The sequence below is a fragment of the Bradyrhizobium sp. SZCCHNS3016 genome (assembly GCF_032484535.1).
Taxonomy (GTDB): domain Bacteria; phylum Pseudomonadota; class Alphaproteobacteria; order Rhizobiales; family Xanthobacteraceae; genus Bradyrhizobium.
This window is the reverse complement of the sequence record NZ_JAUETE010000018.1, coordinates 1-17,989: the sequence shown is the minus strand read 5'-3', so window position 1 is coordinate 17,989 and position 17,989 is coordinate 1. Positions and strand designations below refer to the sequence as shown.

At 66.7% G+C, this 17,989-nt stretch carries 15 protein-coding genes; 13 read left to right on the top strand and 2 right to left on the bottom strand.

Going from position 1 to position 17,989, the window contains the following annotated elements; genetic code table 11:
* The 3 genes from QW881_RS27910 to QW881_RS27900 all read left to right on the top strand — a co-directional run bounded on the left by QW881_RS27910 (position 1) and on the right by QW881_RS27900 (position 1,998).
* The gene (locus QW881_RS27910) at positions 1-591 is read left to right on the top strand and encodes a hypothetical protein (protein ID WP_409999031.1); all 591 of its coding nucleotides are present in this window, start codon (positions 1-3) and stop codon (positions 589-591) included.
* Between the two features lie 86 nt (positions 592-677).
* Entirely contained in the window at positions 678-1,265 is a 588-nt protein-coding gene (locus QW881_RS27905; RefSeq protein WP_315758327.1) for a YdcF family protein, read from the top strand.
* 109 nt (positions 1,266-1,374) lie between these two features.
* A complete protein-coding gene (locus QW881_RS27900; protein WP_315758326.1) occupies positions 1,375-1,998 on the top strand; it encodes a class I SAM-dependent methyltransferase in 624 nt (207 codons plus the stop codon).
* A 53-nt stretch (positions 1,999-2,051) separates the two neighbouring features.
* Here QW881_RS27900 and QW881_RS27895 read toward each other — a convergent pair whose 3' ends face one another.
* A complete protein-coding gene (locus tag QW881_RS27895) occupies positions 2,052-2,477 on the bottom strand; it encodes a universal stress protein (RefSeq protein ID WP_315712676.1) in 426 nt (141 codons plus the stop codon).
* Between the two features lie 53 nt (positions 2,478-2,530).
* Entirely contained in the window at positions 2,531-3,073 is a 543-nt protein-coding gene (locus QW881_RS27890; protein WP_315738806.1) for a histidine phosphatase family protein, read from the bottom strand.
* A gap of 105 nt (positions 3,074-3,178) precedes the next feature.
* Here QW881_RS27890 and QW881_RS27885 point away from each other — a divergent pair, with 105 nt between their 5' ends.
* The 10 genes from QW881_RS27885 to QW881_RS27840 form a co-directional block, all read left to right on the top strand.
* Positions 3,179-4,609: an FAD-binding oxidoreductase gene (locus tag QW881_RS27885; protein WP_315758325.1), complete on the top strand. Its 1,431-nt coding sequence runs from the start codon at positions 3,179-3,181 to the stop codon at positions 4,607-4,609.
* Positions 4,610-4,706: 97 nt separating this feature from the next.
* Positions 4,707-5,210, top strand: coding sequence for a peptide-methionine (R)-S-oxide reductase MsrB (gene msrB, locus QW881_RS27880; RefSeq protein ID WP_315758324.1), 504 nt, complete (start codon positions 4,707-4,709; stop codon positions 5,208-5,210).
* 296 nt (positions 5,211-5,506) lie between these two features.
* Positions 5,507-7,309 carry a flagellar hook-basal body complex protein gene (locus QW881_RS27875; protein ID WP_315758323.1) on the top strand — a complete coding sequence of 601 codons (1,803 nt, stop codon included), beginning with the start codon at positions 5,507-5,509 and terminating at the stop codon, positions 7,307-7,309.
* A 44-nt stretch (positions 7,310-7,353) separates the two neighbouring features.
* Positions 7,354-9,216, top strand: a complete 1,863-nt coding sequence (flgK, locus tag QW881_RS27870) for a flagellar hook-associated protein FlgK (RefSeq protein WP_315758322.1) — start codon at positions 7,354-7,356, stop codon at positions 9,214-9,216.
* Between the two features lie 15 nt (positions 9,217-9,231).
* The gene (locus tag QW881_RS27865) at positions 9,232-11,103 is read left to right on the top strand and encodes a flagellar protein (RefSeq protein ID WP_315758321.1); all 1,872 of its coding nucleotides are present in this window, start codon (positions 9,232-9,234) and stop codon (positions 11,101-11,103) included.
* Positions 11,104-11,195: 92 nt separating this feature from the next.
* Positions 11,196-12,002, top strand: a complete 807-nt coding sequence (locus tag QW881_RS27860; protein WP_315738799.1) for a hypothetical protein — start codon at positions 11,196-11,198, stop codon at positions 12,000-12,002.
* 11 nt (positions 12,003-12,013) lie between these two features.
* Positions 12,014-13,642: a hypothetical protein gene (locus QW881_RS27855; RefSeq protein WP_315758319.1), complete on the top strand. Its 1,629-nt coding sequence runs from the start codon at positions 12,014-12,016 to the stop codon at positions 13,640-13,642.
* A gap of 52 nt (positions 13,643-13,694) precedes the next feature.
* Positions 13,695-14,885, top strand: coding sequence for a hypothetical protein (locus QW881_RS27850; protein ID WP_315758423.1), 1,191 nt, complete (start codon positions 13,695-13,697; stop codon positions 14,883-14,885).
* 68 nt (positions 14,886-14,953) lie between these two features.
* Positions 14,954-16,390 (top strand): aspartate aminotransferase family protein, encoded by a 1,437-nt coding sequence (locus QW881_RS27845; protein WP_315758421.1) that lies wholly within the window; start codon positions 14,954-14,956, stop codon positions 16,388-16,390.
* Between the two features lie 347 nt (positions 16,391-16,737).
* Positions 16,738-17,989: flagellar protein (locus QW881_RS27840; protein WP_316173021.1), on the top strand; the 1,252-nt coding region annotated here is incomplete at its 3' end.

The following is a 17,989-nucleotide window of genomic DNA, read 5'->3' as shown; positions in this document are numbered from 1 at the left end:
ATTTCCGAGCGCACCACCACGGCCGGCGATGATGCGATCCGCTACGCCTACAAGGCGTCGCTGGTCGGGGCCGCGCACCAGTTCGAGCTGACCGGGCAGGGGCTGTCGTGGCGGTTCGCCGGCCGGACCGGCCTGTGGCCGTACGCCGACATCGCCGCGATCCGGCTGTCCTACCGGCCGGTGTCGATGCAGGCGAAGCGTTTTCGTGTCGACATCACCCATCGCGATGGCCGCAGGCTGAGCATCATCTCGACTTCCTGGCAGACGGCGGCGCTGATGGCGCCGCAGAGCGAGGCCTATCGTGCTTTCATCCTCGGCCTGCATGCGCGGCTCGCCTCCAGCGGCAGCAACGCGCGGCTCACGGCCGGCCTCGGCCGCTTCACCTACGGCGCGGCGCTCGCCGCGATTGCGCTGCTCACCGTGGCGATGACCGGGCTTCTGGTGCGTGCGCTCGTCATCGCCGAATGGTCGGGCGCGTTGTTCCTGATCGGCTTCGCCGCGCTGTTCGCCTGGTATGTCGGCGGCTTCATCACCCGCAACAGGCCGCGCAGCTACACGTTCGCCGAGATCCCCGACGCGCTGCTGCCGTGATCACGCGGCGTCATCGCCGGTCATCGAATGTGAGCGCGCGACAGCGCCGCGTCATGCCAGGATGAGCCGACGTTGGGAGAAGAACGATGCAGGATCGCGCGCTGCGCAGACCGGATGACGCCGAGATCGCCGCGGTCAACGCGCGGCATTTCGCCGATACGCCGCTGCGGCCGGCCGATCTCCTGTTCGTGTTCGGGACCCGCGTCGACGAGGAGCTGCGTGCCGAGACGGCGGTGAAGCTGTGGCAGCAGGGCTACTTCCGCCACGCCATCGTCAGCGGCGGGATCACGCCGGGCGCTGATCTTTCGGAGTGTACGCTGATCAAGGCCGCCATGGTGAGGCGCGGCATTCCGGCCGAGCGCATCCTCGAAGAGCACCACGCCACGAATACCGGCGAGAACGTCGCGCTCGCGCTGCCGGTGATCGACGCCGCACTCGGCCTCGCCAATGTCGGCAGCGTGATCTGCCTCGGCAACAGCTGGACCGCGCGGCGCTACGCGATGACCCTGCAGCGGCACTGGCCCGAAGTCGAGAAGATGCTGCTGACGGTCGATAGCTTCGGCGTACCGCGGCAGTTGTGGCACACCGATCCGGAGTTCCGCCGCCGCGTGCTGAGCGAATGGGACAAGATCGAACCTTATAAGGCGAAGGGCTTCATCGCGGAGTGGCCGTGATCGACTCGGCGCGTGCTCGCACTTCGATGACAACAGCGTCCATCGGGTCTCATGGCAGACTTTGGTGGTCATTCCAGATGGGGCATCTGGCCCCTGCGACGGAGTTTCCATGAACCAAGGTGCAAGCCGTATTGTCGCCCACTACGAGCACCATGCGCTGTCGTGGGACGCCGACCGTCGCGCGGCTGCCTGGACTGACAAGCCTCCCATCGAACGCTTCCTTGCGTGTCTCCGACCGGGCGCGGCCGTGCTCGATCTGGGCTGCGGGGGCGGTGCGCCCGTCGCAGCGCACATTTCCGGACAGGGGTTTTCCGTCACCGGCGTGGACAGCTCGCCGACGATGATCGCACTTTGCCGAACGAGGATGCCGGATCAGGAATGGATCGTCGCCGACATGCGGTCGTGGACCTCAGGGCGGCGATTTGACGGGGTGCTGGCGTGGGACAGCTTCTTCCATCTCGGACACGACGACCAGCGACGAATGTTTCCAGTCTTCGCGGCCTGCACGGCTTCGGGCGGCATTCTGATGTTCAACGCAGGCCCCGCACATGGTGAAGCCATCGGGTGCTATCGCGGCGATCCGCTTTATCATGCGTCTCTCGATCCATCCGAGTACGCGGCGCTGCTTCGCGACAATGGTTTCGAATTGATCGCACATTCGGTTGGCGAGCCAGCGAACGGCGAGCGTAGCTTCTGGCTTGCTCGCGCGGCTGAGGCTGGTCCGACCGTCTGACTCACGGCTCGGTCAAAGCGGTCCGACATGCGAAGATGCGGTGATCTGCCGCCTCACGGCCTCACCACCAGCACCGAGCACTTGGCGTAGCGCACCACGTGCCCCGCGTTGCTGCCGAGGAAGTAGGTGCGCATCGCCGGGCGGTGCGAGGTCATCACGATCAGGTCGGCGTTGACCTTGGCCGCCTCCTCGAGGATCTCGTGATAGATGCCGCCCTGGCGTACCGTGTAGCTGATGCGCTCGGCCGGGATGCCGGATTCGCGCGCCACGATCGACAGCGCTTCCTCGGCGGTCTCGCGCTGCTGCGCATCGAAATCGGCCGGGACGTATTCGGCGAGCATCACTGGCGTCATCGGCATCACGTTGAGCAGATGCACCGTGCCGCTCCAGGTCTGCGCCAGCGTGGCCGCGGTGGCGATGGCCGGCTTGGCGAGGTCGGTGTCGGCCAGATCGATCGGCACCAGAATCGAGTTGAACATCGAAGGTCCTCCTCTCTCTCCGCCGGCATTACGCGCCGGCCCCGACCTGCCTGTCAATCGACCGAGCCATGCTTGAGCAGTTTCGGCGTGATGAACCTCAGCAGGTTGCCGCGGGCGAAGCTCACATCGCCCCAATCGTCGGTGTCGAAATCGAGCACCGCGAGTCCCGCGGTCGGCATGTTGCGCATCAGCTCGTGGCGGGCCTCGGAATCGCCCTCGCCGGTCAGCGCCAGCGCCAGCTCGTGCATGCCGGGATTGTGCCCGACGAGCAGGAGCTGCTTCGGATCATGCGCTGCCGCAAGGCGGATGTGATACAGGATCTGCATCGGCTCGGCGCCGTAGAGCTCGGGAACGGACTCGACCTGCGGGGCCGGGACACGGTCCTTCATCGCCGCAAGCGCGAGATCCCAGGTCTGCTGCGCCCGAACCGCGGTCGAGACCAGCACCAGCTCCGGCACCGGCGGGTGGCTGGCGATGAAATCACCGATCATGGCGGCATCCTGGTGCCCGCGCTCGTCGAGACGGCGGTCCTGGTCGCGGCCGGTTGGCGCGTCAGTCTCGGTCTTGGCGTGGCGCAGCAGCATCAATCGGCGCATGGAATTCCGTCTCGAATCGTTCAGGCTGGGTCAGCCTCTACCACGTCTCTTTATCGCCATTAAAAGCGTCATGACGTCCGGCGCAGGGTTCGCTAAGAAAACGCCATGAGCGAGACTTCCACAAGCATGAACGATGACGCCGATGCCGCAGGTGCACACGGCCGCACCAGGTTGAATTTCGACCTCGATGTCGACGTCTGCGTCGTCGGGGCGGGATTGGCCGGCTTGACGGTGGCGTTGTGCGCGGCCCGGCAGGGGGCGAGCGTCGCGGTGCTGGAAGGCCGCCAAGTCGGATGGAACGCATCCGGTCACATGATCGGTACGGTCATGCCCGGGTTCGACCTGCCGCTGCCGGACCTGATCGAGCGCGTCGGGCTCGCGCATGCGCGGGCGCTGTGGGCGTTGTCCTGGTCCGGCGCCGAGTTCATCCGCGCCCAGGCCACCGAGGCTGCGATGCCGGGCATCGGGCTCAGCGAAGGCGCGCTCGAAGTCTCCAATGTCGATGCCGGCGACGCCTTGATCCGCCGCCTGCAGATGCTGCACGAGGATTTCGACACCGAGGTTGAGGGCTGGCAGGTCGAGCGCGTCAGGACCAAGCTCAAGACCGACCGCTACTTCCATGGCGTCCATTACCCCCGGGCGTTCCAGCTCGATGGCCGGAAGTATGTTCATGCCCTGGCGCGGCTTGCGCACAGGGCCGGGGCGCGGATCTTCGAGGATACGCCGGTGGTCAGCATCGACGCGTCAGGCGTGCGCAAGCGCATCGTGACGCCGTCGGCGCGGATGCGGGCCTCGCATATCGTGCTGGCCGGCAACATCCATCTCGGCGCGCCGCTGCAGAAGCTGTCCGATACGCTGTTGCCAGTGTGGCGCTATGGTGGCGTCACCGCGCCGCTCGGCGAGCGGCTCGCCGAGGCGGTCGCCTTCCAGGGATCGGTCAGCGATACCGACGGCATCGATCATTTTCGCATCGTCGACGGTGACCGCCTGATGTGGGCGAGTCCGGAAACGACCTGGGACGCCCGGCCCAGCGGATTTGCCGCGGCGTTGCAGCGCCGGATCCGGACGGTGTTCCCGCAGCTCGGCCGCGTCGAGATCGCCGAGACCTTCGGCGGCGTGACCGGCCAGACCGTGCATGGCATGCCGCAGATCGGCCAGCTTCGCAAAGGGCTGTGGGTCGCGAGCGGCTTCGGCCGGCAGGGGCTCAACACCTCGGCGATGGCCGGGCAGCTGATCGCGCAGGCGATCCTCGCCGGCGACGACCGCTGGAAGCTGTTCTCGCCGTTCGAGCTGGTCTGGGCCGGCGGCGTCAGCGGCCGGGTCGCCGGCCACGTGGTCAATCTCTGGATCCGCGGCCGCGCCGCCGCGGCCGGGACGCTGGCGCGGCACCGCGAGCGCGTGCGCGCGCAGGAGCGTGTGCGCGAGATCAGGGCGGCCGAAGCGCGGCGCCGGGCAGCTGAGCGTCCCGGCTCGCGGCTGCCGTTGCGGCCGCAGCCATCCGATCTGAACCGCCGTCCCGACGCCGGGGAGGGCTGACCCCTCGCAAGAAAGTGAGCCGTCGCGCCGGCGCCTGACGTAACTTCGCGGGATCCCATCCGTAGATCCGGTAACCCATCGCCGCACGGAGACGTCCATGATCGACCGCCGTCTGATGTTCACCACCGCCGCCGGCCTGTTCGGCTTCGCTGCCTTGCGCTGGCTCGGCGGTTCCGCGCCGGCCCGCGCCGCCGAGAAGTTCGAGATCGAGAAGACCGAGGCCGAGTGGCGCGCGCAATTGACGCCGCAGCAATACGAGATCCTGCGCGAGGAGGGCACCGAGCGGCCCTGGACCAGCCCGCTGCTGAAGGAGCATCGCAAGGGCACCTTCGCCTGCGCCGGCTGCGACCTGCCGCTGTTCTCCTCCGAGACCAAGTTCGACAGCGGCACCGGCTGGCCGAGCTTCTTCAAGCCGCTCGACAATGCCGTGGCGACGCGCCAGGACAAGACCTACGGCATGGTCCGCACCGAGGTGCATTGCCGCCGCTGCGGCGGCCATCTCGGCCACGTGTTCGACGACGGCCCCAAGCCGACCGGCCTGCGCTACTGCATGGACGGGCTGTCGCTCACGTTCCATCCGGCAAATCCGTCATCGACCTGACAGGAATTTGCGCCCGGATTGTCCGGCCCGTCCGTTCAAGGCTCAGATGGGGGTCTTCAGGACGCGTCGGCAGCCGCGACGAGCGGTCGAGCCGGAGCGCGATTTGGCGCGTCCGGCCCGGCAAGAACTGCCGGCTCGGCAATTGTTCACCAGTTTTGACGCCGCTCTTTTTACGTTGTTGTTTTCCAACCCGCTGATTTCACAGCATTTTCACATCTGGCACAGCGATTGCGACAGCTCTCCACGAAACGCGGTGCGGGCCGACCCGCCACCGGCATCACAGTGGAGAGATTGGTATGGGTATCTTCGACGCGATGAACACCTCGGTGAGCGGTCTGTCCGCTCAATCATTCGCGCTGCAGAACATTTCCGGTAACATCGCGAACGCGTCGACCGTGGGCTACAAGGGCATCGGCACCAGCTTCGAAGACCTCATCCCCAACGCCACCAACCCGACCCGACAAAACGCCGGCGGCGTCACCGCCTTCGCCAAGGCCACCATCACCACCCAGGGCACCGTCTCGACGTCCTCCGTCGCCACCAACATGGCGATCAACGGCGACGGCTTCTTCAACGTGCAGAAGGCCTCCTCGGTCGTCGACAACGTGCCGGTCTTCACCGGCGTCACCAACTACACCCGCCGCGGCGACTTCCAGCTCAACGCCAACGGCAACCTGATCAACGGCGCCGGCTATTACCTGATGGGCGTCGCGGTCGATCCGAAGACCGGCAACGCCACCGGCAACGTGCCGACCGTGCTGCAGTTCGCCAACAACTTCGTGCCGGCGCAGGCGACCACCGCGATCCAGTACGCCGCCAACTTGCCGACGCAGCCGAAGACCGCCGCGAGCGGCAACGCTGCGACCGGCACGCTGGTCGCGGCCGGCGGCCTCAACTCGGCCGATCTCTCCAACGTGCCGCTGCCAGTCGGCACCAACTTCTATGCCGACTCCACCGTGACCGGCGCCACCGCCATGAACAAGGTCCCGGCGCAGATCACGACCTCGACATTGTTGAGCGGAGCCAGCGGCGACTCGATCTCGAGCAACTTCACCGCCGGCGACACCATCACCCTGACCGGCAGCGCCGGCGACGTCGTCACCTTCACCTTCGTCGCCTCCGGCGCCTCGGGTACCCAGATCAATGTCGGCGACTCGGTCGGCACGCTGCTGGCGAAGATCGCGGCCGTCACCGGCGTGCAGCCGACCATCACCGCCGGCAAGATCACGCTGCATTCTGGCAGCGGCGAGGACTGGAACTTGAGCAGTGCCTCCCCGGGTTTCACCGCGCTCGGCCTCACGTCACCTGTGGCGCTGACGCGCACGGCGAGTCCCGGCACCGGCATCGTGATCGGCAACGATCTCACCAACTTCAACAACGAGACGATCTCGGGCGGCGCGGTCACGGCCTACAACTCGTCGGGCACGCCGGTGAACGTGCAGCTGCGCTGGGGCAAGGTCGACAGCTCGACGCTCGGCACGGGCCACAAGGACACCTGGAACCTGTTCTACCAGACCGACTCGAACGCGACCGGCTCGACGGTGGCGTGGCAGAACGTCGGCACCAATTTCGTGTTCGCCTCCGACGGCTCGCTGGTGTCGCCGACGACCTCCAACATCTCCATTCCCAACGTCGTGGTCGACGGCACCACGCTCGGCACCGTCAGCCTCAACATCTCCTCGGGCGCGCTGACGCAATATGCGAGCACGATCGGCTCGGCGACCATCAACCAGATCAATCAGAACGGCTTCGCCGCCGGCCAGCTGCAGTCGGTCGCCGTCAACAACAGCGGCGTCGTCACAGGCACCTTCTCCAACGGCCAGACCATCAACCTGGCGCAGGTCACGCTGTCGCACTTCAACGGCACCAACTACCTGAAGGCGCTCGACGGCGGCGCCTATGAGGCGACCGACCAGTCCGGCCAGGCCATCATCGGCGCGACCGGCAAGATCTCGGGCGGCTCGCTGGAAGGCTCCAACACCGACATCGCCGACGAGTTCACCAAGCTGATCGTGACCCAGCAGGCCTATTCGGCCAACACCAAGGTGATCACGACGGCCAATTCGATGGTGCAGGATCTTCTGAACGTGCTGCGCTGATCGCGCTGAGACGTGGCAGTTGAATTGACACAAGGCTACCGAACATGGGTTTGAGTTCTGCCCTCGCCACCGCGATGTCCGGCCTGCGTTCGACGCAGGCCGCGCTCTCGATCATCTCCTCGAACGTCGCCAACGCGAACACGCCCGGCTATGTCGCGCAGAACCCGAACCAGATCGAGGTCGCCAGCGGCGGCTTCGGCTCGACGGTGACGACGACGGGCGTCAACCGTCAGCTCGATTTGTTCGTCCAGAACCAGCTCCGCACCGAGACCTCGGGTGGGACTTATGCCAATCAGATGGCCAACATCCTGGGCCAGCTGCAGACAGTGTACGGTACGCCCGGCGGCAGCGGCACGCTCGAGACGGCGCTGAACAATTTCACCACGGCGCTGCAGTCGCTGTCGAACAATCCGAGCAACCAGTCGGCGCAGTCGGTGGCGCTGTCGGCGGCGCAGGGCGTGGCGCTGCAGCTCAACGCGACCACCAAGGGCATCCAGACCCTGCGCACCAATGTGGAGCAGGACATCGGCAATTCGGTCACGCAGGCGAATGCCGCGATCAAGCAGATCGCGACGTTGAACATGCAGCTGCAGGGGCTCAGCCCATCCGACCCGCTGTCGGCGACGTTGCAGGACCAGCGTGACAACGCCATCGACACGCTGTCCAAATACGTCGACATCCGTGTCGTCTCGGATGCGACCAACGGCACCAGCGTGTTCACCAATTCCGGCATCCAGCTGGTCGGCGCAGGCCTCAGCTCGGAGTTCACCTTCTCGTCGCCGGGGACGCTCGACGCCACCTCGCTCTACAGCAGCGATCCGACCAAGACCGGCGTCGGGCAGCTCAACATCAAGCTGTCGAACGGCGTATCGCTCGACGTCGTGTCGAACAATCTCCTGAACTCGGGGCAGATCGCGGCCGATCTCAAGCTGCGCGACCAGACCCTGGTGCAGGCGCAGACCCAGGTCGACCAGCTCGCGGCAACGATGGCCTCGGCGCTGTCCGACAAGACCACGGCGGGCACCGCGGTGACCGGTCCGCCGGCCGGCTTCGACGTCTCGACCAGCGGGCTGCTGGCGGGCAACACCATCAACCTGACCTATACGGATTCGAGCAACGTCCAGCGCCAGGTCAAGATCGTCAACGTCAACGATCCCGCGGCGCTGCCGCTGCGGAATGCCACCGGTGCCAACCCGTCCTATGTCGGCGTCGACTTCTCGCTCGGCATGGCCTCGGTGGTGTCGCAGCTCAACAGCGCGCTCGGTGGCGCGCATCTGCAGTTTGCCAATCCATCCGGCACCACGCTGCGCATCACCGATGACGGCACAAGCCAGGCGACGGTCAAGGCGGCCTCGGCCACCACCACGGTGCAGACGCTCGCCAGCGGCAACGCGCAACTGCCGGTCTTCACCGACGGCGGCGCGCTCTACACCGGTGCGATCACCTCGACCGGCTCGCAGATGACGGGTCTCGCCGGGCGGCTCAACGTCAATCCGGCGCTGCTGAACGATCCGACCAAGCTGTCGACCTATTCGACCTCGCCGCAGACCGCAGCCGGCGACTCGACGCGGCCGGACTTCCTGTTCGCGCAGCTCACCTCGGCGACCTTCAGCTACTCGCCGACCACCGGCCTCGGCTCGGCGGCGCAGCCGTTCCAGGGCACGGTGTCCGGCTATCTGCAGCAGTTCGTCAGCCAGCAGGGCAGTGCCTCGACGCTGGCGACCCAGCTCAGCCAGGGCCAGAGCGTCGTGGTCAGCACGCTGAAGGAGAAGTTCCAGAGCACGGCGGGGGTCAACATGGACAGCGAGATGTCCAACCTGATCCAGGTCCAGAACACCTATGCGGCCAACGCCCATATCATGTCGGTCGTGCAAAGCATGATGCAGAGCCTGCTCCAGGCATTTTAGTGAGGCGCGTGTAAGATGTCGATCAGCAGTGTCAATTACGGAAATTCCCTGCTCGGCCTGTCCGTGCGGAACATCTCGAACCAGCTCGCGGACCTTTCCACGCAGCTCTCGAGCGGCGTCAAGGCGAACAACTACGCCGGCATGGGGCCCGACGAGGGGTTCGCGATCGCGGCGCGGGCGCAGCTCTCGAACATCTCGGCCTTCACGCTGACGATGACCCACGTCAATACCGTGATCGGCGCGGTCAATACCTCGCTGCAGTCGCTGTCCAAGATTCATGACCAGGTCCAGAGTGGCGCCTCGGCGACGCCGCAGAACCTGACCAGCACCGGCCAGACCACGGGCCAGTTGACGGCGCTGTCCAACCTGTCGGCCATCACCGGCATCCTCAACACCCAGGTCGGCGATCGCTACATCTTCTCCGGCAGCGCCACCGACCGGCCGGCGATCGCGTCCGCCGACGACATCCTGAACGGCACCACGACGCAGGCTGGCCTGAAGCAGGTCATCGCCGAGCGGCAGCAGGCGGATCTCGGGCTCAACGGTCTCGGGCGTCTCAACCTTTCGGCGTCGGCCACCGTGCCGATCACGCTGGCGGAGGACGTCGCCGGCTCGCCGTTCGGCTTCAAGCTGAGCGGCGTCACCTCGTCGCTGACCAATGCCACGGTGACCGGTCCGTCCGGCTCGCCCGCGGGCATCTCGGTCGATCTCACCGCCGGCAATCCGAATGCGGGCGACCAGATCAGCTTCACCTTCAAGCTGCCCGACGGCACCTCGGAATCGATCAAGCTGACGGCGTCCACCACGACGCCGGCGCCGACCAATACGTTCGCCATCGGTGCGACGCCGGCGGCCACCTCCGCCAATCTCAACGCGGCGCTCAACACGGCGCTGTCGACGCTGGCCAACACCTCGCTGACCGCTGCCTCAGCGGTCGTCGCCGGTGACAACTTCTTCAACACGGCGAGCTCCGTGTCGGGAACGGTCGTCAACAACAAGGCGGGGACGCCCGCGCCGATCACCGGTGCGACGCTGCTGTCGGGACCGCTCAGCAGCGATTCGATCGCGACCAATTTCACCGCCGGCGATACCATCACCGTGAACGGGCAGACGCTGACCTTCGTCGCCTCCGGTGCCAACGGCAACAACCAGATCAACGTCGGCGACAGCGTGCAGACGCTGCTGTCTAAGATCGACACGCTCAGTGGCACGTCGAAGCCGTCGACGGTCAGCGGCGGCGTGATCACCTTGCGCACCGACGACGCCGCCAGCTTCTCGGTGTCGAGCTCGAACGCGGGTGCCTTCGCGGCGCTGGGCTTCTCGGGCACGGTGACGGCGGCGACGCCGCCCTTGCGTGTCTCCGGCTCGCCGCTGGGGTCGGCGACCAGCCTCGTCAACGGTTCGGCCAACACCGTGGCCTGGTACACCGGCAACAGCGGTCCCGGCTCGGCGCGGTCGAGCGCGACCATCCGCATCGACACCGCGCAGAGCATTCAGTTCGGTGCCCAGGGCAACGAGTTCGCGATCCGCAACCTCGTGCAGCAGACCGCGGTCTACGCCGCCGTCAACACGCCGCCGGCGGGAGCGAATGCGCCGCAGCAGATCGGCGCGCTCAGCCAGCGCATCGCCGCCAACCTGACGGCGCAGCTCGGTCAGCAGTCGATCTCGGACATCCAGACCGATTTCGCCAACGCCCAGACCACGATGAAAGACGCCACGGCGCGTCAGACCCAGGCCAAGGCCGCGATGCAGAGCATGGTCGACCAGACCGAGGGCATCTCGCAGCAGGAGGTGGCGAGCCAGATCCTGCAGCTGCAGACCAACCTCCAGGCGTCCTACCAGACGACGGCGATGCTGGCCCAGCTCACGCTCGTGAAATATCTGTAGCGCCCCGGGGGCGGCGGTTAGGTTTTCGTTAACCACGTCTCTTTAGCTTTTGTTCAGATCTGGGGCGAGAGCCTCTTTGTCTGGAGGCGGACGTGAGTGACGGAACCGACGAGCGCATTCACCTGGTGATCGCGACACCATGCTTCGGCGGCCAGGTGTCGAGCATCTATGCGAGCTCGATCTTCGCCCTGCAGCGCGAGTTGCGCGCCACCTCGAACGTCGACCTGACCGTCCACATGCGCGACGGTGATGCGCTGATCACCCGGGCGAGGGCGAATCTGGTCACCCTGTTCCTCAATGATCCCTCGGCCACGCATCTGTTGTTCGTCGATGCGGACATCGGCTTCACGCCAAGGCAGGTGTTCCGGCTGATCGAGTCCGGCGGCGACATGGTCGCCGGTGTCTATCCGGTCAAGAAGGTCAATTGGAACAAGGCACGCCGCGCCATCAACGACAACCGGATGGACGTGCCGGCGGCGTCGCTCGATTACGTGCTGGAGATCGACAATCCGGACCACGTCGCGGTGGTCAACGGCTTCACCCGCGTGCGCTATGCCGGCACCGGCTTCCTGATGATCCGCCGCCGCGTCGTCGAGGCAATGATCGCGCACCCGGCCTACGCGCCGCTGCAGTTCTTCCGCGAGCATTCGCAGGACGCGCTGGCCGGCTGCCCGAACCGCTTCGCGCTGTTCGAATGCATGATCGATCCTGAGACGGGCACCTATCTCAGCGAGGATTTTGCGTTCTGCAGGCGATGGACCGATCTCGGCGGCGAGATCTGGGCCGATCTCGACAGCCGGCTCGATCATGTTGGTCCGTCCGTGTTCCACGGCAATGTCGCCTCGCAATTCGCGTCGGCGGTGGCGGTTCCCACCGCTGCCGCGGCCGACGCAGCCTGATGATCCGCGCGATGACCCCGGCGGCAACCCAGTCGCACATCTCTCAGCCATCCCCGATCAACCGGCGCGAGCAGGGCGCCGCGACCGGACTGCGTGATCTGTTTGCCTTGCTCGGCGATCTCCTGATCGACGGCGGCGACACCCGCCTGGCGCTCGATCGCCCCTGGGGCCGCAACGTCTATGGCTGCGGGCCGTCGCCCGAACCCGATGTGCTGTGCTTCGCATCGAGCACGGCCTCGCCGATTTCGGAACGCGCCTATGCGCGTGTCGAGCTGGCGCGCGAGCAACTGATGCATGCGGCGATCTCGCTCGGCCTCGACGCGGCGCTCGACCGGCGCACCGAGGAGATGCGCTGCGAATTGCGTGGATATCTCGGCCTTGCCGACGAGGTCGACATCGTGTTCTCGCCGTCCGGCACCGACTCGCAACTGCATGCGCTGGCGCTGGTGCGGGCGGTGCTGGGTGAGGCCGTCACGAGCATCGTCGTCGGCGGCGACCAGACCGGCAGCGGCACCGCCACGAGCGCCCGGGGACACCATTTCAGCACGCGGACGGCCAACGGCCTGACGGTGCGAATGAACACTCCGATCGAAGGGCTTTCGGGCGACGCCGTGTCGCTGCCGCTGCTCGACGGCGCATCGATGCAGCCGCGCGCTGATATCGACGCCGAGGTGCTCGACAGCGTCGAGGCGTTGGTGCGCAACGGCCGTAGCGTCCTGCTGCAGGTCATGGATTCCTCCAAGCTCGGCTGGCGCGCGCCGGACATGGCCTGCCTGGACGAGGTGGCGCGGCGCTGGCCGGGGCGCGTCCAGGTCGTCGTCGATGCCTGCCAGATGCGGCTCGGCGCGGCGCGGCTGCGCGATCATCTCGAGCGCGGCCACTTGGTGCTCGTCACGGGCTCGAAGTTCTTCGGCGGCCCCGCCTTCAGCGGCGCGCTGCTGGTGCCCGCGGCCGCAGCGGCTGCGCTGCGCAGCGGGCATCCGATCGCGCCCGGCCTGTTCGACTACGTCAATCGCAGCGATTGGCCGTTCGCCTGGACGGATCTGCGCGCGCGCACCGCGCCGCGCGCCAATATCGGCCAATGGCTGCGCTGGGAAGCCGCGCTGGCGGAGATCGCGGCGTATCACGCCGTGCCCGAGACGTTCCGTCGGATGGCGATCCGGCAGCTCGGCGAGTCGATCGAAAGCCTGCTGATGCTGTCGCCGGTGCTGCGTCCGATCACCACCCGCGCCCCCGCGCAGGGTGGGAGCGATGGCGAATTCGGCTTTCCCACCATCTTCCCGTTCGCGCTCCAGCGCGATGGCGGACCGCTCGGCCTCGGTGAGACGCAGGCGGTGTATCGCGCGCTGCAGCGCGACCTCGGCAACGGCTTCAGCGGACGCGCGGCCGAGGTTGCCGCGCGCCAGTGCCTGATCGGCCAGCCGGTGCGGATCGAACGCGCGGGCGAGGCGCCGACGGCCGCGCTGCGGCTGTGCATCGGCGCGCGCCAGGTGACGGACGCGTGGTGCGCCGACGTCACCGTCGCCCGGGTCAATCTCGATTCCGACATCGACCGCGTCGCCGACATCGTCGCCAAAACAGAGCTGCTCGTATCGGATCTGAGCAGCCAGGATCTCAGGGACATCTGCAATGCCGACTGATTTGCTCGCGCTGGCCGAGGCCAGCGGCGCAGGATATGCCGACCGGGTCGGTATGGCCAAGCTCGCCAAGGCCGCCTTCGACGGCCAGGACCTGAAACCGATGTGGGCCGCCTTGCTCGCCAAGCTGCTCGACGGCCGCGCGCAGCCGGGCGAGGGGCTCGATCTCGCGCTGATCGCGCAGCTCATCGGCGAGAAATCGTCCGGGCTCGCGATCCAGTACGACGTTCTGCAGTCGCAGCAGCTCTACCGCGTTGCCTGCAACAGTGCGACGCCGCGGCTGCGCGTGCTCGCGCTCGCTGCGGCCACCGACATGGGCAGCAACACGCCGATCGAGTTCCTGCTCGAGGATACCGACATCGAGCTGCTGCTGCTCTATGTCGTTCCGGGCGCGGACCTGCTGGCGCCTTTGCCCGCTCATGACGTCGCCATCGTCATCGCCTCCGATTCCGAGGATTGTCAGCACGCGCTGCGCGAGATCGATGCCGTCGCGGCGCGCTGGCCGCGTCCGCTGCTGAATCCGCCGGAGCGGATCTGGCATCTCGATCGCGACAAGCTGCATGCGCTGCTGGCCGGCATCGACGGGCTCACCATTCCGGCGACCATCCCCGTCGACCGCGAGCGTCTGATCGAGATCGCCGACGAGCGCGAATGGATCACGGACGTCGACCACTCGCTCGCCTTCCCGGTCATTGTCCGGCCGCGCGGCTCGCATGCCGGCGTCGGCCTTGAGAAGATCGACGAGCCGCTCGAGCTGTCGCTCTATCTCGACGAGCGCGACGAGCAGGAATTCTTCGTCTCGCGCTTCGTCGACTATGCCAGCGAGGACGGCCAGTTCCGCAAGTACCGCATCGTGTTCGTCGACGGCACGGCCTACGCCTGCCACATGGCGATCGCGCGGCGCTGGGACATCTGGTACCTCAACGCCAACATGGCCGGCAGCGAGAGCAAGCGCCTCGAAGAGGCGACCTTCATGCAGACCTTCGATATCGGCTTCGGCCGCCGTCACCGCAGCGTGCTCGATGCGATCGCGGCGCGCGTCGGCCTCGATTATTTCATCATCGACTGCGCCGAGACCAGGGACGGCGCGCTGCTGGTGTTCGAGGCCGACAACACGGCCGTCGTCCACAACATGGATTCGCCGGAGGTCTTCCCCTACAAGCCGCCGCAGATGCAGAAGATCTTCGCGGCCTTCGCGGCCATGATCGAGAAGCGCGCCGCGTCGCGGGCGGAGCAGGCGGCGTGACCGCCGGGCTGCGCATCGATCCAGCATCGCGGACGGCGGAGACGCTCGATCCGCAACATTGGGACGAGATGCGCGCGCTCGGTCATCGCATGCTCGATGACATGATCGACTATGTCGCCGATATCCGCGACCGGCCGGTGTGGCAGCCGATGTCGCCTGCGACGCGGCAGAGCTTTCGCAGCGCGCTGCCGCATGCACCGACGGATCTCGCCGAGGTCTATCGGGATTTCGGCGAGCTCGTCGTTCCCTACGCGACCGGCAACGTGCATCCCGGCTTCATGGGCTGGGTGCATGGCGGCGGCACCGTGGTCGGCATGCTCGCCGAGATGCTGGCTGCCGGACTGAACGCCAATCTCGGCGGCCGCGACCACGCGCCGATCGAGATCGAGCGGCAGGTCGTCGATTGGATGCGCCAGCTGTTCGGCTTTCCGGCAAGCGCGAGCGGCATCTTCGTCACCGGCACGTCGATGGCGAACCTGATGGCGGTGCTGGTGGCGCGCCGCTCCACGCTCGGCGCGTCGGTTCGCACGCTGGGCCTCGGTGACGACGGCCGGCGCTTGCGCGCCTACACCTCGAGGGCCGCGCATGGCTGCATCGCCAAGGCGATGGACATCTGCGGACTGGGCAGCGACGCGCTCGGCTGCATCGCGGTGGATGCCGCACATCGCGTCAACGTCGGCGAGCTGCGGACCGCGATCGCGCGCGATCGCGCCGCGGGACTGCATCCGTTTCTCGTCGTCGCCTCGGCGGGCACCGTCGATATCGGCGCCATCGACGACCTCGCTGATATTGCCGAGCTCTGCCGTGCCGAGGGGCTCTGGTTTCACGTCGACGGCGCCTTCGGTGCGCTCGCGATGCTGTCAGCGGAGCTCGCACCGAAGCTCGCCGGCATCGAGCAGGCGGATTCGATTGCGCTGGATTTTCACAAATGGGGGCAGGTGCCCTACGATGCGGGCTTCCTGCTGGTGCGCGATGGCACCAGGCATCGCGACGCCTTCGCCTCGCCGGCCGCCTATCTGCGCCGGGAAACCCGTGGTCTCGCGGCGGGCGCCGAGTGGCCCTGCGATCTCGGTCCTGATCTGTCGCGCGGCTTCCGGGCGTTGAAGACCTGGTTCACGCTGAGGACGTTCGGCGCGGACGCGCTCGGCGCCGTGATCGCGCGAAGCTGCGAACTCGCGCGCCATCTGGAGGCGCGGGTGCGCGCCGAGCCCGAGCTCGAGCTGCTGGCGCCGGTCAATCTCAACATCGTCTGCTTCCGCTATCGTGCCGACGATGCCGATGCGCTCAACGGCGAGATCGTCGCCGACATCCACGAATCCGGCCTGGCCGCGCCGTCGACCACGATGCTCGACGGACGGCTGGCGATCCGTGCCGCGATCGTCAATCATCGCACCGGGACGAGCGACATCGACCGGCTGATTGCGGCGGTCCTCATGTTCGGCCGCCAGCGCGCGGCCGGTCTCGCGCCGTTGATCGAGGTCGATGCGCCGCCGCTGGCGCTCTGAGCGCAAGCCGCATCTCGGCGTCGTCCGCTGGTCGATGACGACCGCCGGCAGAATGTCGCCGCGCGTGTCGAAACCTTTCCAAAGGTGGTTGACGCGTTGTGAACGACGGGCGCGTTTGTTGAATCAACGAGCCTTTTCAAAGGGCGTTCTTGCGCGATGACGCGGCAATGAGCCGCGCCGATGCGCCTGTTCCGCTGATTGAGGCGGCTGCGCACCACAACCCTTCAGCGTTTGTTAGCCACTGCCATTCACCGTGACGCCCGTCGTCCGGGGTCGTTCAAATCGACCTGGGCTGCACCCTGATCTCGAAGGGATCGGGGTTTATTTCACACCAGAAGGGTATGAAAATGTCAGGTATCGTCCTCTCGGCGTCGGTGCGCCAGAATTTGCTGTCGCTTCAGTCGACGGCTCAGCTCCTCGCCACCACGCAGAACAACCTCTCCACGGGCAAGAAGGTCAACTCGGCGCTCGACAATCCGACCAACTTCTTCACCGCCCAGGGTCTCGACAACCGCGCTTCCGACATCTCCAATCTGCTCGACGGCATCGGCAACGGCGTGCAGGTGCTGCAGGCCGCCAACACCGGCATCACCTCGCTGCAGAAGCTCGTCGACAGTGCCAAGTCGATCGCCAACCAGGTGCTGCAGAGCGCGGTGGGTTACTCCACCAAGTCGAATGTCACCTCGGCGGCTCTGACCGGGGCGAGCGCGACCGACCTGCTCGGCTGCAGCTCGACGGCTGTGACCGGCTCGGTTGTGAACAACGACAATACCTCGAGCGCTGTGGCGATCACCGGCTCGACCAAGCTGTCGGGCACGGCGGGCACCGCGTCGAACAACCTCGCCACCGGCATCACCTCGGGTGAGACGCTGGTCGTCAACGGCACCACCTTCACCTTCGTCACCGGCACGTCCTCGTCCGGCACCAACATCGGCATCGGCGACAGCGTCAGCAACCTGCTGTCGGCGATCCAGACCCAGACCGGCGTGACCGCGTCGATCACCGCGGGTGCGATCACCCTGACGCCTCCGGCGGCGGGATTGACGCTCTCGGGCAGCACCGGCACCTTGGGCAAGCTCGGGCTAACTGCTGTCGGCGACGGCTTGTCGGGTCAGACCTTGACGGTCGGCGCCACAGGAGGTGGCACCGCGACCAGCATCACGTTCGGTCTAGGGACAGGGCAGGTCAAGTCGCTGAACGATCTCAACGCCAAGCTCGCAGCCAACAACCTGCAGGCCTCGATCGATTCATCGACCGGCAAGATCACCCTCAGCACGACCAACGACGCGGCTTCGGCGACGATCGGCGCGATCGGTGGTACGTCGGCCGCATCCAGCCAGGCCTTCAACGGCCTGACGGCGGCGGCTCCGGTGGCGGACGCGACCGCGCAGACGCAGCGCGCGAGCCTGGTCTCGCAGTACAACAACGTGTTGGCGCAGATCAACACGACCGCGAGCGATGCGTCGTTCAACGGCGTCAACCTGCTCAACGGCGACACGCTGAAGCTGACCTTCAACGAGAACGGCAAGTCGACGCTGTCGATCACTGGTGTCACGTTCAACTCGGCGGGCCTCGGCCTCTCGACGTTGACCTCGGGCA